We start from the raw sequence: 25247 nt of genomic DNA, 5'->3' as shown, positions 1-25247 counted from the left end.
GGGTCAGGGCGCCTCGGCGATGCCGGTGTGGCCGACGACCTGGAAGCCCACCCGCTGGTAGACCCGGGAAGCCGGTTCGTCGGCGGCGGCGAGGAAGACGACGTCGGCGCCGGCCGCCCTGGCCGCGCCGGCCAGCACCGCGGTGACCGCGCCGGCCAGGCCCCGGCGGCGGGCCGGCGGCAGGGTGCCGATCCCGACGATCTCCACCACGTCGCCGGAGCGCTGCGCCGAACCGGCGGCCACCGGGCCGTCGGGGCCGGTCACCAGGAGCCGGGCCACCCGGCCGTCGGCCAGGTCGGTGCGCAGGGCGGCGAGCTCGGTCGCGGACAGGCCGCGCTGGGCCCCCAGCCCGAAGGCCTCGGCCGCCACCGCGTGCAGGGCGTCGGCCGCGGCCGCCAGGTCGCCGTCGGCCGGGCCGAGCAGCCGGGCGTCGTAGCCCGGCGGGAGGGGGCTCGGCAGCGGTTCGCCCTCGAGCACCAGCAGCGGGCACAGCCGCGGGGCCATGCCCGCGTCGCGCACGGCGTCGAGCATCGACGGGGCCGCGGCGGGGAGCCACTCGAACGCCTCGGGCAACCGCAGCTCCCGCTGCCTGGCCCGGACGCGGACCACGTCGGCGCCGGTCACCGGGCCGCCGCCGGGCACCGGGCGGGCGTAGAACGGCCAGCCCGGCCCCTCGCGCACGAACAGCCGCAGCGGCCCGTCGTCCTCCACGGTCGCCCACTGCCGGGGCACCTCGTCGCAGAACCCGTCGATCCGCCGCACCACCGCCGTGAACGTCCCCATCACCGGGTCAGCCTGGCAGGAAGTACTCCTCGGCCCGGGCGGGGACCCGGCCGCCGGGGAACAGCGCGTCGACCTGGGTGCGGTAGCCCTCGATCAGGGCCCGCTTGCCGTCCGGGTCGTCCGGGCTGACCCAGCGGCGCAGCCCGTGCGCGGCCAGGAACGCGGGATCGGGGCCCGAGCGCAGCGCGTACGGGAAGTCGGCGTAGTAGACGACCCGGCCGCCCAGCTCCGGCCCGACCGAGCGGACCAGCACGTGGTCGACGTGCGAGCCGACGCCCAGCGGGCAGAACACGACCCGCGCGCCGGTCCGGGCGAGCAGCGCCTCGACCTGCTCGGCGATCCGCGCCGCCAGGTCGCGCTCCCCGCCGCTGACCCGGCCGCGGGCGATGTCGAAGCGGAACGTCGGGTAGCGGTGGGTGAGCTCGGGCAGCACCCGGCCCAGCGCGCCGGGGACACCGCGCCGGGTGCGGAACAGCGCGTCGCGCCGGCCCAGGTGCACCGCGCGGGCCCCGGCCGCCTCGACCACCTCGACGTCCTCGGCCCGCCGCTCGGCGAACAGGTCCTCGGCGCCGCCGCTCGCCCCGCACTGGCGCAGGAACGAGCGGGCCGCCCGGGTGTGCGGGCCGGCCGCGGCCTCGCTGAACACCGTGGCCACGGTCGCCTGCCCCGCGCCGGCCGCGCGGCGCAGCAGCACCCCGCAGGACAGCACCGCGTCGTCCAGGTGCGGCGAGAGGAACAGGCTCGGCGCCCCGTCCAGCACGTCGCGCACGGCGGCGGGGGTCGGCGTCGAACCTGCCGGTCCAGTGGTCATCGGACTGCCTCCTCGAGCACCGAGCGGTACACCTCGTCCTGGCGGTCGGCCAGCACGTCCCAGTCGAACCCGGCGGCGAACCGGCGCCCGGACGCGCCGGCCGCCGTGGCCACCGCGGGGTCGGCGCAGACCGCGCGGATGCGCTCGGCCAGCGCGACGACGTCGAACGGCGGGACGCGCCAGCCGCTGCCTGCCGGCACGACCTCGCGCAGACCCGGGATGTCGAAGGCGACCACCGGGGTCGCCGCGGCCATCGCCTCCAGCGCGACCATGCCGAACGTCTCGTGCCGCGAGGGCACGACGACGACCCGGGCCCCGCCGAGCAGCCGCCACTTGGCCGCCCCGCTCACCCAGCCGGCGAACCGGACCCGCCCGTCGAGCCCGAGCCGGGCGACCTCGCGGCGCACCCGGTCGGAGTCCGGGCCGCCGCCGGCGATCACCAGGTCGCCGTCGACGAACCGGTGCACCGCGGCCCAGGCGCCCAGGAGCAGGTCCAGGCCCTTGCCGCCGAGCTCGAGGCGGCCGATGAACACCACGTCGCGGCCCGCCTGCTGGTCGCCTGCGAACGCGGCCGGCTCGACGCCGTTGCCGATCACCTCGACCCGGGCCGCCGGGTTGAGCGCGCGCAGCTGCTCGGCCGTGCCGTGGGAGACGGCGACCAGCCTGCGGTGGCTGCGCACGCCGACGCGCTCCAGCAGGTGCAGCGGCAGCTTGTACTGGCGGCTCTTGTCGCCCGCGTGCAGCCACTGGACCATGCCGAGGGTCGGGCGCCCGGTCCAGCGCGGCGCGGCCATCGACGAGAACGGCGCGAAGAAGTCCTCCACCACCAGGTCGGCGGGCTGGCGGCGGGCCGCGGCGGGCAGGCCCTGCACGTACCCGAGCAGCCGGGTCCACTTGTTGCCGCCCTTGCCCGCTCCGACGTGCAGGTAGCGCACGCCGTCCTGGACGCGGTCGACGCAGCCGGGGAACCGGGTGGTCAGCACGGTGATCTCGTGGCCGCGCTGGACGAGCCTGCGGTTGATCTCGTGGGTCCGGACCGAGCCCCCGCCCGCGCCGGGCATGGCCGGGTCCTCGAACCCCAGGTGCAGCACACGCACGGCGGTCACTCCCTTCCGGCGGAGGCCGCGATGCGGTCCGCGTAGTCCGCGACGTCCACGCCGGTGGCGCCGCTGAACAGGTCGTCCTCGAAGGCGAACAGGAACGTCGTCAGGCCGCAGTCGACGGCGTAGGCCGGGGCCAGCCGCAGCTGCTCGGCGAGCGGGTCGGAGTCTTCGGCGCCGCCGGTGTGCGGGGCGTCGGGCGGGCCGGGGTTCTCCCCCACCAGCCCGAGCCCGGCCCGCCGGGCGAGCGCCGTGGTGAACCGCTGGGCCGACCAGGAGGCGACGTCGGCCCGCTCCAGCAGGCCGTCCTCGTCGCCGGGACGGCACCGGTCCTGGCCCGCGGCCCTGGCCCGGACGGCGGTGACGTCGTCCAGGCCGGTGAAGTCGATGTCGATCCGGTCGGCGTCGGGGCGCGCGGCGAGGGCGGCGAACGCGGCCGGGTGGTCCAGGCCCCGCTCCAGCGCGCCGTCGGGGTCCGCGCGGCCGTCCAGCAGTCCGGCGACGGCCTCGGCGCGGTCGGCGGGCAACACCCCGCGCCCGGCCACGGGGACGTGCGCGCGGCCGGTGAAGCCCAGCTCGCGGAGCCGGTCGAGCTGCCAGGAGACCGCCTCGACGGGGGCGTCGGCGTACCAGGAGAACCAGCCGTCCACCTGCTCCGCCGTGACGTCGCCGCCCGCCCACACCGGGGACCCGGGCACCCAGCCCGGCAGCGGCGACGCGGTCAGCCCCTCGGCCAGGCCCGCGCCGGACTGGGCGGCCGGGCCGGAGGCCCAGTACTCGCGCTCGTGCCCGCCGGCCGTCGGACCGGGGTAGCCGAGCTCACCGGTCGAGGTCGTGCCCACCCGGACCGCGCTCACGCCGTCGAACCCGACGTCGGAGGCGAGGCGGGCGAGGTAGTCGGCGGCGGCGTCGCGCACGGTCGCGCTGAAGACGAGGTCGACGCCGTCGGCGCGGCCGCCGGAGCTGCCGCGCGGGGTCCCGCCGGGCAGCTCGCGCACCCACGGGGGTGGGTAGTGCAGCCCGGGGGCCAGCACGACCCGCATCCCCGCGTCCCGGCAGGCGCCGAGGCGGTCCCGGGCCTGCGCGGCGTAGTCCTGGTCGACCTCGCCGGGGGCGGGCTGGAAGCGGTCCCAGGCCAGCGGCAGCTCGACGACGGTGACCCCGGCGTCGCGCAGCGCGGAGAGCCGGTCGGGCTCGCAGGTCGCGCCGAGCACGCCGAACGCCATCGACGTCGTCCACGGTTCGGGCGCCGCAGGCTGCGCGCAGCCGGCGACCACCACGACCAGGGCCAGCGGCAGCGCCCTCAGCGGCCACCTCACGGGTAGCCGCCCGTCACCGGGGGCAGCGTGGTCCCGGCCGCGACGGCCCCGGCCAGCTGGGCCCGGTCGAGCCGCCAGACCACCGTGTCGCCGCCCGACGGCCCGGAGACCGTGAACACCGGCTCGGCGTGCGCGGGCAGCCAGTCCAGCAGCTCGGGCGCGGCGTAGCCGTAGCCCTGGCTGAGCGGGTGGCTCTGGGTGAGCGCGTACTGCGCGCCGTTGGACTCCAACGAGGCCAGCGACGGCCAGACGTCCCAGTCGCCGTGCGGCAGCAGCGCGAACTCGCCGGTCACCGAGGTCAGGCCGACCCTGGCGTCGGCCGGCAGCGTCGCGACCATCCAGTCGCGGGCCGCCAGCAGGCCGTCGTCGGTGGTGGTCCGGGCCTGGATCCCGAGCGCCGCGCCGGTCAGGCAGAACAGCACGGCCAGCGCCGCGAGCGGGCGGCGCAGGCCCGGCCGCCGCGCGATGAGCTCGCGCGCCGCGACCGGGGTGGCCAGCACCGCGGCCAGCACGACGGAGTAGCCGAACTGCTCCTCGGCGGCCCCGGCGAGCACGCAGTAGGCGCCGAGCAGCCCGGCGCACAGCGCGAACAACCCGATCAGCCTGCGCACCGGGGAGGCCGAGAGGGCCGCGACCAGCCCGACCAGCGGGCACAGCGCCAGCAGCAGGTAGCTGGTGCCGAACCGGCCGACCATCTCGACCAGCCTGCCGGCCAGGTCGGCGCCGGGGGCGGCGTTGAAGCCGGTCTCCTGGACCACGCCTGCCATCCGCAGCACGCCGGTCAGCTTCTGGTCGACGAAGTCGGTGGCCAGCCCGTCGTTGGCGATCAGGAGCAGGTAGCCGACGTAGGGCACCGCGACCACCGGCAGCATCCGGCCCACGCTCGCCCAGGGCAGGGTGCGCTTCCACAGCGCCGCCAGCACCAGCGGCGCCAGCGTGAACACGGCCGTCATGTCCTTGCACACCAGCGCGATGCCGAAGAACAGCGCCGCGGGGACCTCGCCCGCGGCGCGGGCGGGCCCCGGTTCGTGGTCGAACGCGCGCAGCAGGAACAGCCAGCCGACCAGCACCGCCAGCCCGGCCGGCGTCTCGATCATGACCCGACCGTCCATGCGCAGCACGAACGGGTCGGCGACCAGCACGAGCCCGGCCAGCAGCGCCGGCACCGGACCGGCCAGCCTGCGCACCAGGAAGTAGGCCACGACCACGGTGGCCGCGCCGAGCACCGCGTTGACCCAGCGCAGCTGCAGGGCCAGGTCCATCGCGTCGCCGGAGAGCCCGAACAGCCTGATGACCAGCCCGTTCAGCGCGAACGACGCCGGCGGGTGCAGGAAGAACGGCTGGCCCGCGGAGCTGGGCAGGTGGCCGTGGGCGACCTGGTCGGCCAGCGCGGCGTAGGTCACCTCGTCGATGAAGACCTCGTTGGCGGTGCGCAGGCCCAGCGCCCGCAGCGCGAGGGCCAGCACCCCCAGCCCCAGCGCCCAGAGCTCCGGTCGGGCGTGCAGGACCGAGCCGTGGCCCCGCTCCGCGCTCACCATCTCCCGGGTCGGCGCGCTCATCGCGCGGCCCCCGTCCCGGCGGCCTCGGCGTAGACGGCCTCCTGGCGGGCGGCCAGCACGTCCCAGTCGAAACCCGCGGCGAACCGGCGGGCCAGCGGGGCGGCCGCGGCGATCCACTCGTCGTCGTGGTAGGCCGAGACGAGCTCCGCGGCGAAGGCCTCGACGTCGAAGGCCGGCACCCGGCGGGTGAAGCCGGCCGGCAGCACCTCGCGCAGCGCGTCGATGTCGAAGGCGACGACCGGCGTGCCGGTGGCCATCGCCTCGACCGCGACCATCCCGAACGTCTCGAACCGCGACGGCATCGCGACCAGCCGGGCCCCGCCCATCAGCTCCAGCGCCTCGTCCTCGCCGACCCACCCGACGAACCGCACGCGGTCGGCGAGCCCGGCCCGCTCGACCATGTCGCGCAGCCGGGCCTCGTCCGGGCCGGAACCGGCCAGCACCAGGTCGCCGCCGATCCGGGTGGAGGCCAGCTCCCAGGCCCGCAGCAGCAGGTCGAGCCCCTTCTGGGCGATCTCCAGCCGGCCGACGAACAGCACGTCGGGGCCGGGGGCGCGGCGGGTGAGCACGGCCCCGGACGGGATCCCGTTGCCGATCACCTCGATCGCCGCGGTCGGGTTGAGCGCCTGCAGGGCGACGCCCACGTGGTGGGAGACCGCGACCATCCGCACGTGGCGGCGCACCCCGAACCGCTCCACCAGGTGGAACGGCACCCGGTACTGGCGCGCCTTCTCGTGGGCGTTGAGCCACTGCACGACGCCGACGGTGGGCCGCCCGCTCCACAACGGGGCCGCGGCGCTGGACACCGGGGCGAAGAAGTCCTCGACGACCACGTCGGCGGGCCGCGTGCGGCACTCGCGCACGGCGGCCAGCACGTAGCCGGCGGTGCGGGTGATCCGGTTGCGCCCGGCGCCGAGGCCGATGTGCACGTAGCGGACGCCGTCCTGGACGCGGTCGCGGTGGCCGGGGAAGCGGGTGGTGAGCACGGTGACCTCGTGTCCGCGGGCGACGAGCCTGCGGTTGATCTCGTGGGTGCGCCGGGAGCCGCCGCCGGCGCCGGGCATCCGCGGGTCCTCGAAGCCCAGGTGCAGGATGCGCAGCGAGCGGCGGGAGTGCCGGCCCGTGGTCTGCTCGGACCCCGCGTCGTCGGGTCCGGAGCGGGCCGCGCGCAGCACGAGCAGCCCGGCCGCGACGGCGACCCCGAGCCACAGCACCGGAACCGAGCGCGCCGGCCAGGCCGTCCCGAGCAGCACCAGTGCGGCGAGGACGTCGCGCAGGGTGGCCCAGCCGGTGCCCCCGGGCAGCACCGGAGCGGCGATGGCGGCCATGCCGAGCGTCGCCACCAGCGCGCCGATCGCGGCGCCCACGGCCAGGCCGTGGACGCCGTCGAGTGCCCACCCGGCGACCAGCCCGGCCGGCAGCGCGACGGCCGCGACGGCGAGCGCCGCGCGCGTGCGCCGGTACCGGCGCACCGCCAGCAGCACGGTGGCCAGCACGGTCACCGCGCCGTAGCCCAGACCGGCCGCGGCCAGCCAGGGGGCGAGGCCGAGCGAGGCGGCGTACTCGGCGGGCAGCACCAGCAGCACCAGCGGGGCGGGCACGGTGGCCAGCAGCACCGCGGCGACCAGCGCCAGTGCCCGGAACGAGGCCAGCGACGAGCGCAGCACCTCGGCCGCGGCCACCCCCTGCCCGCGCAGCACCGGGAAGACGACCAGCACCGTCCCGGCCGCCACGTACACGGGCCCCTTGGCCAGGGTGGCCAGCGCCTGGAACCCCGCCTCCGAGGCGGTCCCGCTGCCCAGCAGGGCGACCAGCACGACGTCCGCGCCGACCAGCACCGACACCACCAGCTGGACCAGCGCGATGTCGCCGGTCTCGGACCATCGGCCGCGTTCGAGCAGCACGACGGGGCGCCAGCTCAGGTCGCGCAGCATCACCACCGGCCCGGTGACCAGCACCAGACCGCCGACGGCGAACCCGATGAGGGCCCCGGCTGGGCCGGCCCCGGCCAGCACCACGGCGACGCTGAACACGACGCGCGCGACCACCTCCAGCACCGACACGACGGCGTAGCGGGCGAAGCGCAGCTCGCCCTGCAGCCAGCCCTGGGCGGGCGCGACGGCGAACAGCACCAGCGAGGCGAACGCCGTGGCCAGCGCGACGTCGGTGTCGGCGAACGCGGCCACGATCGCGCCGGAGACCACCGCGGCGACCAGACCGACCCCCAGCGAGACCAGCACCGCGAACGACATGGCGTCGCGGCGGCCCGCGGTGCGCCGGGCGTGCCTGCGGACCAGGTCGGCCAGCGGCAGCGGGACCAGCGCGTGGGCCACGATCCCGACGATGCCGACGATCATCTGCGCGGCGGCGTACTGGGTGTACTGCGCGGTCGGCAGCAGGTGCGCCATCAGCAGCGTGCACGCGTAGCTGAGCACGCCGACCAGCCCGGCCGACGCCGACAGCATCACGCCGCTTCGGGCCACCCCCGCGACGGGGTCGAGGGGGTCGCCGACCTGCGGGGAGAGCGCTGTGGCGGTCGCCGCGGCGGTCACCCCGCCTCCCGCCGCGACGGGGCCGGGCGCACCGCGTCCGGCATGCCGGACGGGCCGACGAGCAGGTCGAAGCGGTCGGCCAGGCGGACCCGGGCGTCGGTGACGCCGAGCCTGCGCAGCACCTCGCCCGCGTCGACCTCGTCGCAGCCGGTGAGCAGCAGCGAGACCCGGTCGCCGTGCGCGCTGACCTGGTCGGTCGGGCGCAGCGTCCAGCTGGCCGACGACCAGCCGCGCGGGCGGCGCACGTCGGCGACGACACCGATGTCGGCGCGGGCGCCCCGGGTGTCCTCGGCGTGGGTGGCCGAGCCCAGCAGCACGCCGGCCAGCAGCTCGGCGCTGCGGTCCCAGCCGAACGAGCGCGCCCAGGCCTGGCAGGCCGCGGTCAGCTCGCGGGCACGGGCGTCGTCGGCCAGCTCGTGCAGCGCGTCCACCAGCGCGTCGCCGAACGCGGTGGCCCGCGGGACCAGCCAGCCGGTGCGCCCGGGGACCACCGAGTCGCGCACGCCGGGGACGTCCAGGGCGACCGTCGGCACGCCGTGCGCGGCGGCCTCCATGATCGACAGACCCCAGCCCTCGGCGTCGGAGGTGCTGGTGGTCAGCCAGGCGCGCTCGAGCAGCTCGTCGCGGGCGTGGTCGGGTTGGAAGCCGTGGAAGGTGACGACGTCGCCGAGGCCGAGCTCGGCGGCCAGGCCCTGCAGCCGGGCGCGCTCCGGGCCGTCGCCGACGATGTCGACGCGCAGCCGCGGGATCGCCGCGGCCACCGGCACCAGCTGGCCCAGCAGCAGGTCGACGCGCTTGTGCGGGACGAGCCTGCTGACCACGGCGATCGTCGGCTCGGGGTCGCGCGGGGAGCGGATCGGCGGGGTCGTGTCGATGCCGTTGGGCACCACGTGGATCGGGCCGCGCAGGCGCAGCCGGCGCCGCACGCCCTCCCGGGTCGACGGCGAGACCGCGACGATCGGGCGCCCGCGGTAGACCGAGCGGCTGACCGGGCCCTCCATGAACCGCCCGACGGCCGCCATGACCGGCCCGAACCGGGTGCTGAACTGCTCCTGGTGGATGTGGTGCACGACCTGCACGACCGGCACGCCCGCCCCGACGAACAGCGGGCTGAAGAACGGGATGCCGTTCTGGCAGTCCACGACGTGGTCGACCGGGCCCACCTTGCGGCGCAGCAGCGACAGCGCGACCCGCGGGTAGATGCTCAGCGCCCCACCGGCCCGCAGCACCGTCACCCCGTCGACGACCTCGCGGGCCGGGCGGCCCGGCACGGCGGCGGTCAGCCACGTGACCTCGGCGCCCGCGGCGGCCCAGCGGCGGGCGATGCGGTGCATGTACTGCTCGGCGCCGCCGGCCTGCGGGTGGTGCACGTCGCGCCAGTTCAGGACCAGGATGCGGCGCCCGGCCAGCCGGCTCAGCGTGGTGGGGGTGGTGGGCTCGACCGCGCGCGTCGGGGGCTGGGCGTCGGCGTGGGTGGTGGGGACGATCGCGAGGAGCGTGGTCGGACGGGCGAGCTCGGTCATCGGACACCTCCGTGCAGGGCCAGGACGGCCTTGTAGCTGGCGACCCCGTCGCGGACGGGGTGGAAGGTCGAGCCGGCCCGGTCGGTCCAGGCCACGGGGAGCTCGACGACCTCACCGCCGTCGCGCTGGATGCGGGCCAGCAGCTCGACGTCGAAGGCGAAACCGGTGGTCCGCGTGCGGACCAGGGCCGCGCGCACGGCGGCGCGCTGGAAGAACTTGAAGCCGCACTGGGTGTCGGCCACGCCGTGGACCAGCGAGCCGGACAGCGCGCGGAACACGTGGCCGCCGAGGCGGCGGGTGAAGGGCTGGGCGTGCACGAAGCTGGCGCCGGGCACGTGCCGGGAGGCGATCACCGCGGCGGCGCCGTCGCGCAGCGCGGCGACGGCGGTGGGCAGCGTCTGCAGCGGGGTGGCCAGGTCGGCGTCGAAGAAGCCGACCAGGGGGGCGCGCCCGGCCAGGATCCCGCGCCGGACCGCGGCGCCCTTACCGGGGCGCGAGCAGCCGATGACGTCCACGGTGACCCGGTGGTCGACCTGCCGGGCGGCGTCGACGGCGGCCGCCGCGGTGCCGTCCACGCTGCCGTTGTCGACCACGATCACGCGGGTGCGCCATGGCAGCTCGGCCAGGAACGGGACGGTCTCCCGCAGGGTCTGCGGCAGCCGCGCCGACTCGTTGTAGGCGGGGATGACGACGTCGAGGTCCGCCGCGCCCCCCGGAGCCGGTCCTTCTTCCGCGACCGCCATGTGGTCACCTTCCGCAAATGATCGCTGGTTTGTTGGGCAGTTCAACTATTGCCCTGTTCGGAGCAATACGCAACGGTGCGTATCGTGATCTGGGCGACACTGGCATGACACTGAGTGACGAATCTAGCGCTGTTGGTGCTCGCTGCTGTGATCGAGCGCTCGTCAGAGCGAGGAACACCCGGGCGTCAGCTACGGTGTGTGCATACGAAGCCCGTCGCCCGCCGGAACCATGGTGCGACGTGAGCACGCATCACGACACGCTACGTAGCGAAACGAGGTCCGGGTGGACAGCACCGGCGGCCCGAACGGGCGCGCCCCGGCGACGCACGGTCCCCGACGGCCGGCGCCGACCGGCGGCCCGGGCCGCCCGCGCAGCGAGCGCGCCCGCTCGGCCGTGCTGGCCGCGGTGACGGCGCTGCTGCCCGAGGTCGGCTACCAGAGCCTGACCATGGAGGCGGTCGCCGCGCGCGCAGGCGTCGGCAAGACCACGGTCTACCGCTGGTGGCCGACCAAGGCCGCGCTCGTCATCGACGCCATCGCCGACACCCTGCCGACCGTCGAGGTCGCCATCAGCGGCGAGACCCGCCGCGACGTCCGCGCCGTGGTGGCCCGCCTGGCGCACACCGACACCGCCGCCACCATGGCCGACGCCCTGCCCGCGCTGGCCGCCGAGGCCCGCCGCGACCCCGACGCCGCCCAGCGGCTGGCCGCACTGCTGGGCCCGCGCCGGGCCGCCGACGCCGCCGTCCTGCTGGCCGCGGCCGCCCGCCGCGACCTCCCGCACGACGTCGACGTGCCCCTGCTGCTCGACGTCGCCCTGGGTACCCTGCTGCTGCGCCGGATGCGCGGCGAGGAACCCACCGACGACGTCGTCGACGCCCTCACCGACCTCCTGATCCCCCCCACCTGACGGGCTCCGGTCAGGCCGGGGCGGGCTGGCGGCGGGTGGCCGCGTAGGCCAGCATGTCGACCAGCGCCAGCCAGGACGCCTCGACGATGTTGCCGTGCACCCCGATCGTCGTCCACGAGCCGGCGCCGTCGGTGGCCTGCAGCAGCACGCGGGTCACCGCGTCCGTGCCGTGGCCCTCGTCGCCGCCGCGGTTGAGGATCCGGACCTTGTAGTCGGCCAGCTCGACGTGCTCCAGCCACGGGCACGACGGCGTCAGCGCCTTGCGCAGCGCCGCGTCGAGCGCGTTGACCGGGCCGTTGCCCTCGGCGGTCGCGATGAGCCGCTCGCCCTCGTGCAGGATCCGCACGGTCGCCTCGGCGACGAGCCCGCCGTCCGGCCGGTGCTCGACGATCACCCGGTAGGACTCCACGGCGAACGGCGCCTGCCCGCCCTCGCCGAGCGCGCCGCGCATGAGCAGCTCCAGCGAGGCGTCGGCGGCCTCGAACGACCAGCCGTGCGCCTCCCGCTCCTTCACCGTCGCCACCACCGACGACACGGCGTCCGGACGGCCGGCCAGGTCCAGCCCGAGCTCGGTCCCCTTGAGCTCGACGCTGGCCCGGCCGGCCATCTCCGTGACCAGCACCCGCTGCCCGTTGCCCACGTCCACGGGGTTCATGTGGTTGTAGAGCTCCGGGTCCACCTTGATCGCACTCGCGTGCAGGCCCGCCTTGTGGGCGAACGCTGACGTCCCGACGTATGCCTGATGGGTGTTCGGGGCGAGGTTGGCCAGCTCGGCCAACGCGTGCGAGGTGCGGGTCAGCTCGCCGAGCGCGCCGTCCGGTAGGACGGGCTTGCCCAGCTTGGTCACCAGGTTGCCGACGACGGCGAACAGATCGGCGTTGCCGGTCCGCTCGCCGTAGCCGTTGGCGGTGCACTGCACGTGCGTGGCGCCGGCCTGGACGGCGGTCACCGAGTTGGCGACCGCCGAGGACGTGTCGTCCTGGCAGTGGATGCCCAGGCGGAACCCGGTGCGGGCGGCCACGTCACCGACCACCTCCGCGATCCCCAGCGGCAGCATCCCGCCGTTGGTGTCGCAGAGCACGGCGACGTCCGCGCCCGCCGTGACGGCCGCGTCCAGCACCCGCAGCGCCGTGTCCGGGTCGAACCTGTAGCCGTCGAAGAAGTGCTCGGCGTCCAGGAACACCCGCCGGCCCTCCGCGCGCAGGAAGGCGACCGTGTCGGCGACCATCGCGCAGTTCTCGTCGACGTCGGTGCGCAGCGCCCGCTCGATGTGGCGCCGGTCGGACTTCGCCACCAGCGTCACCACCGGCGCCGCGCTGTCCAGCAGCGCCCGGACCTGCGCGTCGTCCTGGACCGCGACCCCCGCCTTGCGGGTCGAGCCGAACGCCACCAGCGCCGCGTGCCGCAGCTCCAGCTCCCCCGCCGCCGCCCGCGCGAAGAACTCGGTGTCCTTGGGCAGCGCCCCCGGCCACCCGCCCTCGATGAACCCCACCCCGAGCGCGTCCAGCTGCCGCGCGACCGCCAGCTTGTCGGCCACCGAGTAGCTGATGCCCTCGCTCTGCGCACCGTCCCGCAACGTCGTGTCGTAGACGTGGAAGGCGTCGCCGAGCGGGGTTCCGGCCGGTTCGGTACGGCTCATCGGGGGTGCTCCTGGTGTGGTGGGGCGTGATCGGGCAACAAAAAAGACCCCTCGCGGGTGCGAGAGGTCTGCGCGTCGGCCGTGGTGCTGGTTAGCCGACGCGCTCGTCGATAATGATCACGCAGAGGTGCTGCACGCCCCGAGTGTTGCACGGACGTTCCCACGCTGTCACACCGGCCTCCCAGGAAGTGGGACGGTCTGTTCAGACCGTTTCCGATCCACTAGGCATGGACCCGGAGTCCGCGGGCACCGGCGCCCGCGGGCCCGCAACCGGAGGGTGCCCGTGTACCAGCTCACCGTGCTCTACCACCACCCCGACGACGCCGCCGCGTTCGACAAGCACTACAACGAGGTCCACATCCCCCTGGCGTCGAAGATGCCCGGGCTGCGCCGCTACTCCGTCTCCCACCCGGCCCCCGGCCCCGACGGCAGCAAGCCCGCCTACCACCTCATCGCCGTGCTCGAGTGGGACGACGAGGCCGCCTTCGGCGCCGCCGTGACCAGCCCCGAGGGTGCCGCCGCCACCGGCGACGTGGCGAACTTCGCCACCAACGGCGCCACCATGCTCTCCGGCTCCGCCACCCTCGCCACCTGACCGCCCCTCCTCCCCTTCCCCCTTCCCGTCCCTCGCCGCCCCTCCCACGGGGGCGCCCCCACTCACCCGAATGTCAGGAAAGCCACCATCAGGACCTCTGGCGTCCTGATGGTGGCTTTCCTGACATGGGTTTGGTGGATCCGCCCACGACAGGGGTCGGGATGGCTCAACATGCTGGGCCATGACGCGCGTTCTCGGGGAGCGGCACGGTGAGTTGCGCAGGGCGTTCCCGACCGGGGTCGCCACAGCGCGGCAGTTGGCGATGTTCGGGTTCACCGAACGAACCGTCTACCGTCGCTGCCTGGACGGAGGGCCATGGCAGCGGATCCTCCCCGGGATCGTGCTGCTCTTCACCGGGACCCCGACCCGCGATCAGCTGGTCTTCGCGGCGCTGCTGCTGTGCGGAGCGGATTCGGTGATCACCGGCGTGGAGGCGTGCCGGCGCCACGGGATGCGACGCAGCCCGAGTCGGCTCCACGACGAGCTCGAGGTGCTCGTCCCGCACCACCGGCAGGTCCGGTCAGTGGGGTTCGTGCAGGTCCAGCGGACCGAGCGGCTACCGGCCCCGATCAGCAAGGGCGGGATCCCGCTGGCGCCGCTGCCCCGCGCTTGCATCGACGCGGTGCGCCGGCTGCGGTCCGGCTCCGACGTCGTGGAGCTGTTGTCCGAGCCGGTCCAGCGCGGCAGGTGCACCGTCGCGGAGCTGGGAGCTGAACTCGAAGCCGGTTCACGTCGGGGCACTGCGGTGCCCCGACGGGTGCTCGCTGACATGGGTGAAGGTATCCGATCCGCCGCGGAACGGGCCGCGCAGCGGCTCTGGCGATCAGCGGGTCTGCCGGAGCCCTGGTGGAACGCCGAGATCAGGACCGCCGACGGCGAGTTCCTCGGGATCGCCGACTGCTGGGTCGACGATGTGGCGATGGTGTGGGAGATCGAATCCACCGAATGGCACCTGAGCCCATCCGACCACGATCGGACGGTGCGCCGCGCAGCGGGCTTCACGGCAGCCGGCGCCGTCTACACCGCGACCAAGCCCAACCGGGTGCTCCGCGAGCCGGAAGCGGTCGCGGCTGTCCTGCGCGCGACCTACGAGCAGGCCAGGGCCCGTCCCCGGCCACCTCTCAGAGCGACACCCGCGCGCTCCTAGCCTCCAGGCCCCACCGGCCCCTCCACGGGCGCTGCGAACCCCGCGATCGATGTCAGGAAAGCCACCATCAGGACGCTAGAGGTCCTGATGGTGGCTTTCCTGACATTCGGGTTGGCGGTTGTGCGAGCGAGCGCCGCGGGTGCGGGGCGGGAGGGGTCAGGCGGTGGAGGGGGTGGGCGAGTTGGCGTGGGCGCTGACCAGGGCGGCCAGGCGGTCGCCGATGGACTGGGTGTGGCCGGTGGCGGCGTGGTCCCGGGTGGCCAGGTCGAACGCGACCGCGGCCTCGATCCGGCCGGCGGAGGCGCGGTCGCCGAGGTGGTCGAGGAGCAGGGCCACCGACAGAACCGCGGCGGTGGGGTCGGCGATGCCCTGGCCGGCGATGTCGGGCGCGCTGCCGTGCACCGGCTCGAACATGCTGGGGTTCTTCCGGCTGACGTCGAGGTTGCCGCTGGCGGCCAGGCCGATCCCGCCGGTCACGGCGGCGGCGAGGTCGGTGAGGATGTCGCCGAACAGGTTGTCGGTGACGATGACGTCGAAGCGTCCGGGGTCGGTGACCATGTGGATGGTCGTGGCGTCGATGTGCTGGTAGGCGACCGAGACCTCGGGGTGCTCCAGGGAGACCTCCTCCACCAGGCGCGACCACAGCCGCCCGGAGTAGGTGAGCACGTTGGTCTTGTGCACGAGCGTGAGGTGCTTGCGGGGGCGCCGCTCGGCGCGGTTGAACGCGTCGCGCACGACCCGCTCGACGCCGAAGGCGGTGTTGACGCTGACCTCGGTGGCGATCTCGTGCGGGGTGTCCTGGCGGAGCAGGCCGCCGGTGCCGACGTAGGGGCCCTCGGTGCCCTCCCGCACGACGACCATGTCGATCTCGTTCTGCCCGGTCAGCGGGCCGCGGACGCCCGGGTAGAGCCGGGCGGGGCGCAGGTTGACGTGGTGGTCGAGCTCGAAGCGCAGCCGCAGCAGCAGTCCGCGCTCCAGGATGCCGCTGGGCACCGACGGGTCGCCGACGGCGCCGAGCAGGATCGCGTCGTGCTGGCGCAGCTCGGTCAGCACGGACTCCGGCAGCAGTTCGCCGGTCGAGTGCCAGCGCGCGGCCCCGAGATCGTAGGTGGTGGTCTCCGCTCCGGGAGAGACCTCGGCGAGGACCTTCAGCGCCTCGTCGATGACCTCCGGCCCGATGCCGTCGCCGGGAATGACCGCAAGGCGCATTGCCGGTGTCCTCTCTCCAGTTGGCTGTGGCAGCCGCGCCGCACGCTACCGCCTGCCACTGCACCGATTACCTCGTCAGCCACCCGTACGGGCGCACCCGGGCGGGTGGTTCTGCCGCAGCGCCCGCTCCACCGGACGGCGGAGAGGCCCGCGAATGCCCCGAGCGGGGGCCATTGTGCCGCGCCGAGTGCCGGGACCCGACGCCGCCCCGCCGTTGCGCGACGGGGCGACTTCACTCAGTCGTCGAAGGAGATCAGCCGGACGGTGGTCGCGCCGACCGAGGCACCGATCGGTTCGAGCACGCCGGGGTCGACCGCGCGGTCGACGCGCAGCAGCATGAGCGAGTCGGCGCCGTCGGTCGTCTGGCTGATCTGGGCGGCCTCGATGTTGACCGCGGCCTCGCCGAGCAGCGAGCCGACCCGCCCCATGACGCCCGGGCGGTCGGCGTACTCCAGCAGCAGGACGTCGCCCTCGGCGCGCAGGTCGAAGTGGCGGCCGTTGACCTCGACGAGCTTCTCGACCTCGGCGCGGCCGGTGAGGGTGCCGGACACGGTGACGGCCTCGCCGTCGGGCATGGCGGCGCGCAGCTGCACGACGCTGCGGTGGTTGGGGCTCTCCGGGGCGGTGGTCAGCTCGACGGAGACACCGCGCTCGTGGGCCAGGCCCGGCACGTTGACGAAGGTCACCGGGTCTTCCACGACGTGGGTGAACAGCCCGCGCAGCGCGGCCAGCTGCAGCACCGACACGTCCTCGGCGGCCAGCTCGCCGGCCACGTCGACGGTCAGCGACGTCGGCACCCCGCCCGCCATCGCGTGCAGCATCATGCCGAGCTTGCGCACGAGCGCCAACCACGGCCGGACCTGCTCGCCCACCTTGCCGCTGAGCTGCACGTTGACCGCGTCCGGCACGAACTCGCCGGCCAGCGCCAGCTGCACGGAGCGGGCGACGTCGGTGCCCGCGCGGTCCTGTGCCTCGACGGTGGAGGCGCCCAGGTGCGGGGTGACCACGACCTGCGGGAGCTCGAACAGCGGGCTGGACGTGGTGGGCTCGGTGACGTAGACGTCGATGCCCGCGCCGCCGACGTGGCCGCTGCGCACGGCCTCGGCCAGCGCGTCCTCGTCGACCAGGCCGCCGCGGGCGGCGTTGACGACCAGCACGCCGGGCTTGGTCAGCGCCAGCTGGTCCTTGCCGATGAGGCCGAGGGTCTCGGCGGTCTTGGGCAGGTGGATGGTGATGATGTCGGCCCGGCCGAGCAGCTCGTCCAGGGAGACCAGCTCGATGCCCAGCTGGGCGGCCAGCGCGGGCGCGACGTACGGGTCGTAGGCGATGAGCTCGACCCCGAAGGCCTCCAGCCTGCGGGCCACCAGCTGGCCGATCTTGCCCAGGCCCACCACGCCGACGGTCTTGCCGTTCAGCTCGACGCCGGAGAAGGAGCTGCGCTTCCACTGCCCCGCGCGCAGGCTGGCGTCGGCGGCCGGGATCTGCCGCGCGGTGGCCAGCAGCAGGGCCAGGGCGTGCTCGGCGGCGGAGACGATGTTCGAGGTGGGCGCGTTGACCACCAGGACGCCGCGGGCGGTGGCCGCCGGGACGTCGACGTTGTCCAGGCCGACGCCGGCCCTGGCCACGATCTTGAGCCGGGTGCTCGCGGCGATCACCTCGGAGTCGACCCTGGTGGCCGAGCGCACGAGCAGCGCGTCGGCGTCGGCGACGGCGGCGAGCAGCGCCGGCCGGTCGGTGCCGTCGACGTGTCGGATCTCGACGTCGTCGCCGAGGAGCTGGACCGCGGACGGCGCGAGCTTCTCGGCGAGCAGGACGACTGGGCGGGTGGCGGCGTTGCTCACGACGGCTGCAGGGCTCCCGGATAGGTGGCTGTTACCCGCAATTCTAGGTCCGGGACACCACCGCGTTGCCGGGGGCGTGAGGACCGCGGCCGATTCGCCGGGAGGAAACGCCCATTCCTCGCCGGCGAAGGCCCACTGGTCGCGCCGTTCCCCAGGTTCAGGAAAGCCACGATGCTGCCCTCTGCGGGCAGCATCGTGGCTTTCCTGAACTCCGGGGCGGGCGCGGCACGGCACGGGGACCGCCGCGCAGAGGTGGGGCGGGTGGCTCAGGTGGCCTTGCTGCCCACCCAGCTCATCAGGCCGCGCAGCTTCTCCCCGACCTGCTCGATCGGGTGCTCGGTGCCCTCCTTCTGCAGCCGGGTGAAGTTCGGCCGGCCGGCGTCGTCCTCGGCCACCCATTCGCGGGCGAACGTCCCGTCCTGGATCTCGCCGAGGATCTTGCGCATCTCGTCCTTGGTCTGCGCGGTGATGACGCGCGGGCCGCGGGTGAGGTCGCCGTACTCGGCGGTGTCGGAGATGGAGAACCGCTCGTTGGCGATGCCGCCCTCGTACATGAGGTCGACGATCAGCTTGAGCTCGTGCAGGCACTCGAAGTAGGCCACCTCGGGCGCGTAGCCGGCCTCGGTGAGCACCTCGAACCCGGTCTGCACCAGCGCCGCGGCGCCGCCGCAGAGCACCGCCTGCTCGCCGAACAGGTCGGTCTCGGTCTCCTCCTTGAACGTGGTCTCGATGACGCCCGCGCGGGCGCCGCCGATCGCCGCGGCGTAGGAGAGCGCGAGCGCCTTGGCGCCGCCCGACGGGTCCTGCTCGACGGCGATCAGGCAGGGCACGCCCTTGCCGTCGACGAACTGGCGGCGCACCAGGTGGCCGGGGCCCTTGGGGGCGACCATCGCCACGTCGACGTCGGCCGGGGGCTTGATCAGCTCGTAGCGGATGTTGAAGCCGTGGCCGAAGAACAGCGCGTCGCCGGGCTTCAGGTTGGGCGCGATGTCGTCGGAGTAGATGTGGCGCTGCTTGGTGTCCGGCGCCAGGATCATGATCACGTCGGCCCAGGCCGACACCTCGGCCGGCGTGCCGATCTGCAGGCCCTCGTCGGCGGCCTTCTTGCGGCTCTTGGAGCCCTCGGGCAGGCCGATGCGCACCTCGACGCCGGAGTCGCGCAGCGAGAGGGAGTGCGCGTGGCCCTGGCTGCCGTAGCCGATCACGGCGACCTTGCGGCCCTGGATGATCGACAGGTCCGCGTCGTCGTCGTAGTAGATGTTCACGCTCATGAGGGGTTGCGGGTTCCTTCCGGGGTCGGACGGGGTCGTGCGCGGGACATGGTCACGCACGACCGGTGGTTGCGGTGATGGAGCGCGGTCCCCGACCGACGGCGATGGTGCCGGACTGCACCATCTCCCGGATCCCGAACGGCTCCAGGTTGCGCAGCAGCGCGCCGATCTTCTCCACGGTGCCGGTGGCCTCGATGGTGACGGCCTCCGGGGTGACGTCCACGGCCCGGGCCCGGAACAGCTCGATCACCTCGAGCACCTGGCTGCGCACCGTGGCGTCGGCGCGCACCTTGACCAGCAGCAGCTGGCGCTGCACCGAGGCGTTCGCGTCCAGCTCGACGATCTTGATCACGTGGACCAGCTTGTTGAGCTGCTTGGTGACCTGCTCGAGCGGCAGGTCGTCGACGGTGACGACGATCGTCATCCGGGAGATCTCGGAGTGCTCGGTCGGGCCGACGGCCAGCGACTCGATGTTGAACCCGCGCCGGGAGAACAGCCCGGACACCCGGGCCAGCACGCCGGGCTTGTCCTCCACGAGGACCGACAGGGTGTGCCGCTCGATCACTGCGCCGACTCCTCGTTGATCTCGGCGGTGACCGCGGCGATCTCGTCCACGCCCGCGACGAGCTCGTCGCCGTCGAACAGCGGGCGGATGTTGCGCGCCGCCATGATCTCGTCGTTGCCGGTGCCCGCGGCGACCATCGGCCACACCTGCGCGTCCGGGCCCACCACGAAGTCGATCACGACCGGCTGGTCGTCGATCTCCATCGCCTGCTTGATCACCCGATCGACGTCGTCGCGCGACTCGGCGCGCAGCCCGACGCAGCCCATCGCCTCGGCGAGGAGCTTGAAGTCGGGGATGCGGTGCTTGTGGGTACCGAGGTCGGTGTTGGAGTAGCGCTCGCCGTAGAACAGCTGCTGCCACTGCCGGACCATGCCCAGGTTGCCGTTGTTGATGATCGCGACCTTGATCGGGATGCCCTCGATCGCGCAGGTCGCCAGCTCCTGGTTGGTCATCTGGAAGCAGCCGTCGCCGTCGATCGCCCACACCACGGCGTCCGGGCGGCCCATCTTGGCGCCCATTGCGGCCGGCACGGCGTAGCCCATCGTGCCGAGACCACCGGAGTTCAGCCACGTCCGCGGCTTCTCGTAGCCGATGAACTGGGCCGCCCACATCTGGTGCTGGCCGACGCCCGCGGTGTAGACGGCGTCCGGCCCGGCGATCGCGCCGATCCGCTCGATCACGTACTGCGGCGACAGCGAACCGTCCGGCGGCCAGGTGTAGCCCAGCGGGAACGTGCCGCGCAGCTCGTCGAGCTGGGCCCACCACGCGGCCAGGTCGGCCTGTCCGCGCTCGGCGCGCTCGGTGCGCACCGCGTCGAGCAGCTCGACGATGACCTCCTTGCAGTCGCCGACGATCGGCACGTCGGCGCGGCGGTTCTTGGAGATCTCGGCCGGGTCGATGTCGGCGTGCACGACCTTCGCCGTCGGGGCGAAGCTCGCCAGCACCCCGGTGACCCGGTCGTCGAACCGGGCGCCCAGCGCGATGAGCAGGTCGGACTTCTGCATCGCGGCCACCGCGGCCACCGTGCCGTGCATGCCGGGCATGCCCAGGTGCTGCGGGTGGCTGTCGGGGAAGGCCCCGCGCGCCATCAGCGTCGTGACCACCGGGATCCCGGTCAGCTCGGCCAGCTCCCGCAGCTGGTCCGACGCCTCCGCCTTCAGCACGCCGCCGCCGACGTAGAGCACGGGCCGGTGGGCCGCCGAGATCAGCCGGGCGGCCTCGCGGATCTGCTTGCCGTGCGGCCGGGTCGTCGGCCGGTAGCCGGGCAGCTTCATCTCCGGGGGCCAGGTGAACGTCGTCTGCTCCTGCAGGACGTCCTTCGGGATGTCCACCAGGACCGGGCCGGGTCGGCCCGTGCTCGCCAGGTGGAACGCCTCCACGATCGCCCTCGGGATCTCCGTGGCGTCCGTGACCAGCGTGTTGTGCTTCGTCACCGGCATGGTGATGCCGGTGATGTCGGCCTCCTGGAACGCGTCGGTGCCGATCAGCGGGCGCGACTGCTGCCCGGTGATGGCCACGATCGGCACCGAGTCCATGTAGGCGTCGGCGATCGGGGTGACCAGGTTGGTCGCGCCCGGGCCGGAGGTGGCCATGCACACCCCGACCTCGCCGGTGGCCTGCGCGTACCCGGTGGCCGCGTGGCCGGCGCCCTGCTCGTGGCGGACGAGCACGTGCCGCACGCGGGTGGAGTCGAGGAGCGGGTCGTACGCCGGGAGGATGGTGCCGCCGGGGATGCCGAACACCACCTCGCAGCCCACCTCCTCCAGCGAGCGCACGAGCGACTGCGCGCCGGTCATCGGGACGGCGTCGAAGCGCCGGCCGGGCTGCGCCTGGTGGGCGCTGCCCTCGGTGCGGCTGCCACCGGTCTGGTGGCCAGGCCGACCCGGCGGCGGTGCCGGTTTCGGTCCCGACGGTCCGGGGACCGGGCCGGGACGGGGCGTGGCGGTGGTCATGGGCTCCTCAGCTCACCTGCGACTGCGTGCGACTAAGACGGGTCCGAACATGAAAAAACCCCCGACCGCCCGGCGGGCGGAACGAGGGTGGCGCGTCGACGACCGAGACTCACTCAGGCGTGGACGCGCCCGGTAAGTACGAGGATGTCGACGGAGGACATGGCCCCGACGGTAGAGGCCGGGCGGCCCGGCCGTCAAACCTGTGGGACGCGTGTCCCACATCCTGAGCGGACGGGACACCCGATCGGCGGCCCGCACGACCACTGCGAGTGTCAGGAAAGCCACCATCAGGACGTCTGGCGTCCTGATGGTGGCTTTCCTGACACGGGACGAGGCGGGGCGGGGCGGGGTGGGTGGGGTGGGTGGGGTGGGGTGGGGTGGGCGTCGGTCAGAGGCCCTTGCCGATGACCGGGGTCAGCATCGTCAGCTCGGGGCGCCCGGCCGCGAACTCGCGCAGCGTGGCCCCGATCTCCTTGAACCGGTCGCTGGACCCGTGCGCGGTCAGCGCGTCCTGGTCGGCGTAGAGCTCGTAGAAGAGCACCGCGTCGGGGTCCTTCGGGTCGGTGTGCAGGATGTAGAGCAGGGTGCCGGCCTCGGTGTTGGCGTTGTCGATCGCCGCCTGCAGCGCCTCGACCAGCGCGTCGCGCTTGCCGGGCTGGGCGGGGATGCGGGCGAGGACGGCGACCTTGCCGCCGGTGGGTGCGCTCATGGTCAGCAACGTAAGCGGTCGTGAGCGGGTTTCATGGCCGGAGCCGTGAAACTCACTCACGACCCCGGCGGTGGGACGATGGTCCGGTGAGCTCCACTCCCCCCGAGCCGGCGCCGCGCGCGGTGTTCCGCCCGTCGTCGCTGCAGGTGCTGGCGGCGGTGGCGGTCGCCTTCTGCGCAACCCCGTTCGCGTTCGGCGCGCCGCTGTTCTTCCTGGTCTACCTGGTCCCGCTGGGCTTCGTCGTGTGGACGCTGCGGGTGCGCACGGTCGTCGACGCCGAGTCGCTGACCGTGCGCCGCCTCCTGGGCGGGCGGCGCGTACCGTGGTCGGAGATCAGTTCACTGCGGCTCGTCCGCGGGAGCCGGCACACCAGCTCCCGGGTGAGCGCGGTGCTGACCGACGGCGCCGAGCTACCGCTGCCTGCCGTGACCGTCCGCGATCTTCCCCAGCTGGCCGCCGTCAGCGGTGGTCGGCTGCCCGACCCGGCTGGAGAGTGAGCCGATGCCGGCCCTCCGTTCCCGCGTGACCACCCACGGCCGCAACGCCGCCGGAGCCCGTTCGCTCTGGCGCGCCACCGGCATGGGCGACGACGACTTCGGCAAGCCGATCGTGGCCATCGCCAACTCCTACACCCAGTTCGTGCCCGGTCACGTGCACCTCAAGGACCTCGGCGACATCGTGGCCGAGGCCATCCGCGAGGCGGGCGGGGTGGCGCGCGAGTTCCACACGATCGCCGTCGACGACGGCATCGCCATGGGCCACGGCGGGATGCTCTACTCGCTGCCCTCGCGCGAGGTGATCGCCGACGCCGTCGAGTACATGGTCAACGGGCACGCCGCGGACGCCCTGGTCTGCATCTCCAACTGCGACAAGATCACCCCGGGCATGCTGAACGCCGCGATGCGGCTCAACATCCCGACGGTGTTCGTGTCCGGCGGGCCGATGGAGGCGGGCAAGGCGGTCGTGGTCGGCGGGGTCGCCCAGGCGCCCACCGACCTGATCACCGCGATCTCCGCGTCGGCGTCGCCGGACGTGGACGAGGCCGGGCTCAGCGCCGTCGAGCGCTCCGCCTGCCCCACCTGCGGCTCGTGCTCGGGCATGTTCACCGCGAACTCGATGAACTGCCTCACCGAGGCACTCGGGCTGGCGCTGCCGGGCAACGGCTCCACGCTGGCCACGCACGCCGCGCGGCGCGAGCTGTTCGCGCAGGCCGGGCGCACGGTGATGGACCTGGCGAAGCGCTGGTACGAGGACGACGACGCGAGCGCGCTGCCGCGCTCGATCGCCACCCGCGCCGCGTTCGAGAACGCGATGGCGCTCGACGTCGCCATGGGCGGCTCGACGAACACCGTGCTGCACGTCCTGGCCGCCGCCCAGGAGGGCGAGGTCGACTTCGACCTGGCCGCCATCGACGCGGTGTCCCGCCGCGTGCCGTGCCTGGCCAAGGTCTCGCCGAACTCCGACTACCACATGGAGGACGTGCACCGGGCCGGCGGCATCCCGGCCATCCTCGGCGAGCTGTGGCGGGCCGGGCTGCTCCACACCGACGTCCACACGGTGCACTCGCCGTCGATCGAGTCCTGGCTGGGCGAGTGGGACATCCGGGCGGAGTCGCCGTCGGCGACGGCGGTCGAGCTGTTCCACGCCGCGCCCGGCGGGGTGCGCACCACGCGGGCCTTCTCCACCGAGAACCGCTGGTCCTCGCTCGACACCGACAGCGCGGGCGGCTGCATCCGCGACGTCGAGCACGCCTACACCAAGGACGGCGGGCTCGCCGTGCTGCGCGGCAACATCGCCCCGGACGGCGCGGTCATCAAGGCCGCGGGCATCCCCGAGGAGCTGTGGCACTTCGAGGGCCCGGCGCGGGTCGTGGAGAGCCAGGAGCAGGCCGTCTCGGTCATCCTCACCAAGCAGATCCAGCCCGGCGACGTGCTGGTCGTGCGCTACGAGGGCCCGTCCGGCGGGCCCGGCATGCAGGAGATGCTGCACCCGACGGCGTTCCTCAAGGGCGCCGGTCTGGGCAAGGTCTGCGCGCTGATCACCGACGGCCGGTTCTCCGGCGGCTCCAGCGGCATCTCGGTCGGGCACATCTCCCCCGAGGCCGCGGCGGGCGGCGTCATCGGGCTCGTCGAGGACGGCGACCGCGTCGTCATCGACGTGCACGAGCGGACGCTGCGGCTCGACGTGCCCGACGACGTGCTGGCCGAGCGGCGGCAGAAGATGGACGCGCGCGAGCGGCCATGGCAGCCGGTCGACCGCGAGCGCCCGGTCTCCAAGGCGCTGCGCGCGTACGCGGCATTGGCCACCAGCGCCGACAAGGGGGCTGTCCGCCGGGTCCCGTAGCTGCGACCATGGCGGGATGACGACCGACCGAAAGGGCGATGCGGCCTGAGCCGCGCGGGCGCGGGCGCGCCCGCCGCACTGGGCACTGCTCGTCCCGCGGCCCTACCTGGACCGGCGGTCGGGCCGCGGGGTCCTCGTCGCGATGCGGATCGCGCGCGAGCACACGTGGCCGCTCGGCCTGCCGCGGGCCCTGCGCGCGCGGCGGATCCCGGTCGAGGAGCGGTGCGGCGGTCCGACGTCGGCCACGGCTGCCGGCTGAGGCGCGCGCCGCACCACCGGCGGCCGGTGGTGGCCGATGAGCCGCAGGCCACCCGGGCGCGTGCGCGCCGACGCCCCGCTGCGACGCGACCAGGGCGACGGGCTCCTCCGCGGTGAGGCGCCCGACTGGCTCTCCGCCCGTGGCGCGCTCGCCCTCGCCCGCCTGCACCGCGACCAGCCGCGGCCGTACGGCCTGCGCACGGCCCTGCGCAGCTGGGAGCACCTCCTGCGCAACCCCTTCCACCGCCTGATCGAGCCGGGCAGTGGCTGCGGCCACCCGCAGTGCTGCCCGGAGGTGACCCGGCTGCGGGCGTACCTGCTGTCGGTCGCCGCGGTCCTCCCGCCCCGGGACGCCCGCCACCTGCGCCGGCTCGTGGCCGACCTGGAGAGCCGCTGGTGACCCGCGCCGAGCGGCCGG

Annotated in this window: 21 protein-coding genes; 6 read left to right on the top strand and 15 right to left on the bottom strand. The window is 74.4% G+C overall.

Annotation, left to right across the window (positions count from 1 at the left end):
* Positions 1-3: 3 nt before the first annotated feature.
* The 8 genes from KDL28_RS35175 to KDL28_RS35140 are packed head-to-tail and all read right to left on the bottom strand — an operon-like array spanning position 4 to position 10390.
* Positions 4-783: a GNAT family N-acetyltransferase gene (locus KDL28_RS35175; RefSeq protein ID WP_252445715.1), complete on the bottom strand. Its 780-nt coding sequence runs from the start codon at positions 781-783 to the stop codon at positions 4-6.
* 7 nt (positions 784-790) lie between these two features.
* The gene (locus tag KDL28_RS35170; RefSeq protein WP_252445691.1) at positions 791-1594 is read right to left on the bottom strand and encodes a PIG-L deacetylase family protein; all 804 of its coding nucleotides are present in this window, start codon (positions 1592-1594) and stop codon (positions 791-793) included.
* Positions 1591-2691, bottom strand: coding sequence for a glycosyltransferase family 4 protein (locus KDL28_RS35165; protein ID WP_252445690.1), 1101 nt, complete (start codon positions 2689-2691; stop codon positions 1591-1593). Before KDL28_RS35165 ends, KDL28_RS35170 begins: the two co-directional genes overlap by 4 nt.
* A gap of 5 nt (positions 2692-2696) precedes the next feature.
* Complete coding sequence (locus tag KDL28_RS35160; RefSeq protein WP_252445689.1) at positions 2697-4013, bottom strand: glycoside hydrolase family 5 protein; 1317 nt, start codon at positions 4011-4013, stop codon at positions 2697-2699.
* The gene (locus KDL28_RS35155) at positions 4010-5572 is read right to left on the bottom strand and encodes an ArnT family glycosyltransferase (protein WP_252445688.1); all 1563 of its coding nucleotides are present in this window, start codon (positions 5570-5572) and stop codon (positions 4010-4012) included. The genes KDL28_RS35160 and KDL28_RS35155 overlap by 4 nt, the downstream gene beginning before the upstream one ends.
* Positions 5569-8124 carry a glycosyltransferase gene (locus KDL28_RS41855; protein ID WP_252445687.1) on the bottom strand — a complete coding sequence of 852 codons (2556 nt, stop codon included), beginning with the start codon at positions 8122-8124 and terminating at the stop codon, positions 5569-5571. Before KDL28_RS41855 ends, KDL28_RS35155 begins: the two co-directional genes overlap by 4 nt.
* Positions 8121-9647 (bottom strand): glycosyltransferase family 4 protein, encoded by a 1527-nt coding sequence (locus KDL28_RS35145; RefSeq protein WP_252445686.1) that lies wholly within the window; start codon positions 9645-9647, stop codon positions 8121-8123. Before KDL28_RS35145 ends, KDL28_RS41855 begins: the two co-directional genes overlap by 4 nt.
* Positions 9644-10390, bottom strand: a complete 747-nt coding sequence (locus KDL28_RS35140) for a glycosyltransferase (RefSeq protein ID WP_252445685.1) — start codon at positions 10388-10390, stop codon at positions 9644-9646. Before KDL28_RS35140 ends, KDL28_RS35145 begins: the two co-directional genes overlap by 4 nt.
* A gap of 283 nt (positions 10391-10673) precedes the next feature.
* Here KDL28_RS35140 and KDL28_RS35135 point away from each other — a divergent pair, with 283 nt between their 5' ends.
* Entirely contained in the window at positions 10674-11300 is a 627-nt protein-coding gene (locus tag KDL28_RS35135; RefSeq protein ID WP_252445684.1) for a TetR/AcrR family transcriptional regulator, read from the top strand.
* 10 nt (positions 11301-11310) lie between these two features.
* Here the strand turns inward: KDL28_RS35135 and cimA are convergent, their stop codons facing one another.
* Positions 11311-12939: a citramalate synthase gene (gene cimA / locus KDL28_RS35130; RefSeq protein ID WP_252445683.1), complete on the bottom strand. Its 1629-nt coding sequence runs from the start codon at positions 12937-12939 to the stop codon at positions 11311-11313.
* 283 nt (positions 12940-13222) lie between these two features.
* Here cimA and KDL28_RS35125 point away from each other — a divergent pair, with 283 nt between their 5' ends.
* Together KDL28_RS35125 and KDL28_RS35120 are read left to right on the top strand one after the other, a co-directional pair.
* Complete coding sequence (locus tag KDL28_RS35125) at positions 13223-13534, top strand: EthD family reductase (protein WP_252445681.1); 312 nt, start codon at positions 13223-13225, stop codon at positions 13532-13534.
* A gap of 181 nt (positions 13535-13715) precedes the next feature.
* Complete coding sequence (locus KDL28_RS35120) at positions 13716-14681, top strand: hypothetical protein (RefSeq protein WP_252445679.1); 966 nt, start codon at positions 13716-13718, stop codon at positions 14679-14681.
* 156 nt (positions 14682-14837) lie between these two features.
* Here KDL28_RS35120 and KDL28_RS35115 read toward each other — a convergent pair whose 3' ends face one another.
* From KDL28_RS35115 to KDL28_RS35090, 6 genes are all read right to left on the bottom strand, one after another.
* Positions 14838-15890, bottom strand: coding sequence for a 3-isopropylmalate dehydrogenase (locus KDL28_RS35115; protein ID WP_252445677.1), 1053 nt, complete (start codon positions 15888-15890; stop codon positions 14838-14840).
* A 236-nt stretch (positions 15891-16126) separates the two neighbouring features.
* A complete protein-coding gene (gene serA, locus KDL28_RS35110; RefSeq protein WP_252445674.1) occupies positions 16127-17731 on the bottom strand; it encodes a phosphoglycerate dehydrogenase in 1605 nt (534 codons plus the stop codon).
* Between the two features lie 266 nt (positions 17732-17997).
* On the bottom strand, positions 17998-19002 hold the full coding sequence (gene ilvC / locus KDL28_RS35105; RefSeq protein ID WP_252445666.1) for a ketol-acid reductoisomerase: 1005 nt from the start codon (positions 19000-19002) through the stop codon (positions 17998-18000).
* 52 nt (positions 19003-19054) lie between these two features.
* Complete coding sequence (gene ilvN / locus KDL28_RS35100) at positions 19055-19564, bottom strand: acetolactate synthase small subunit (RefSeq protein ID WP_252445713.1); 510 nt, start codon at positions 19562-19564, stop codon at positions 19055-19057.
* Positions 19564-21519: an acetolactate synthase large subunit gene (locus KDL28_RS35095; protein ID WP_252445665.1), complete on the bottom strand. Its 1956-nt coding sequence runs from the start codon at positions 21517-21519 to the stop codon at positions 19564-19566. Before KDL28_RS35095 ends, ilvN begins: the two co-directional genes overlap by 1 nt.
* 388 nt (positions 21520-21907) lie before the next feature.
* Positions 21908-22228, bottom strand: coding sequence for a putative quinol monooxygenase (locus KDL28_RS35090; RefSeq protein ID WP_252445663.1), 321 nt, complete (start codon positions 22226-22228; stop codon positions 21908-21910).
* Between the two features lie 86 nt (positions 22229-22314).
* Here KDL28_RS35090 and KDL28_RS41850 point away from each other — a divergent pair, with 86 nt between their 5' ends.
* The 3 genes from KDL28_RS41850 (at position 22315) to KDL28_RS35075 (ending at position 25229) form a co-directional block, all read left to right on the top strand.
* A complete protein-coding gene (locus KDL28_RS41850) occupies positions 22315-22725 on the top strand; it encodes a PH domain-containing protein (protein WP_252445661.1) in 411 nt (136 codons plus the stop codon).
* A gap of 4 nt (positions 22726-22729) precedes the next feature.
* The gene (gene ilvD / locus KDL28_RS35080; RefSeq protein ID WP_252445659.1) at positions 22730-24571 is read left to right on the top strand and encodes a dihydroxy-acid dehydratase; all 1842 of its coding nucleotides are present in this window, start codon (positions 22730-22732) and stop codon (positions 24569-24571) included.
* A 295-nt stretch (positions 24572-24866) separates the two neighbouring features.
* Positions 24867-25229, top strand: coding sequence for a hypothetical protein (locus KDL28_RS35075; RefSeq protein ID WP_252445657.1), 363 nt, complete (start codon positions 24867-24869; stop codon positions 25227-25229).
* Positions 25230-25247 lie beyond the last annotated feature (18 nt).

The organism is Pseudonocardia humida (assembly GCF_023898865.1).
GTDB lineage: Bacteria > Actinomycetota > Actinomycetes > Mycobacteriales > Pseudonocardiaceae > Pseudonocardia > Pseudonocardia humida.
This window is presented reverse-complemented; position numbering and strand designations above follow the sequence as displayed.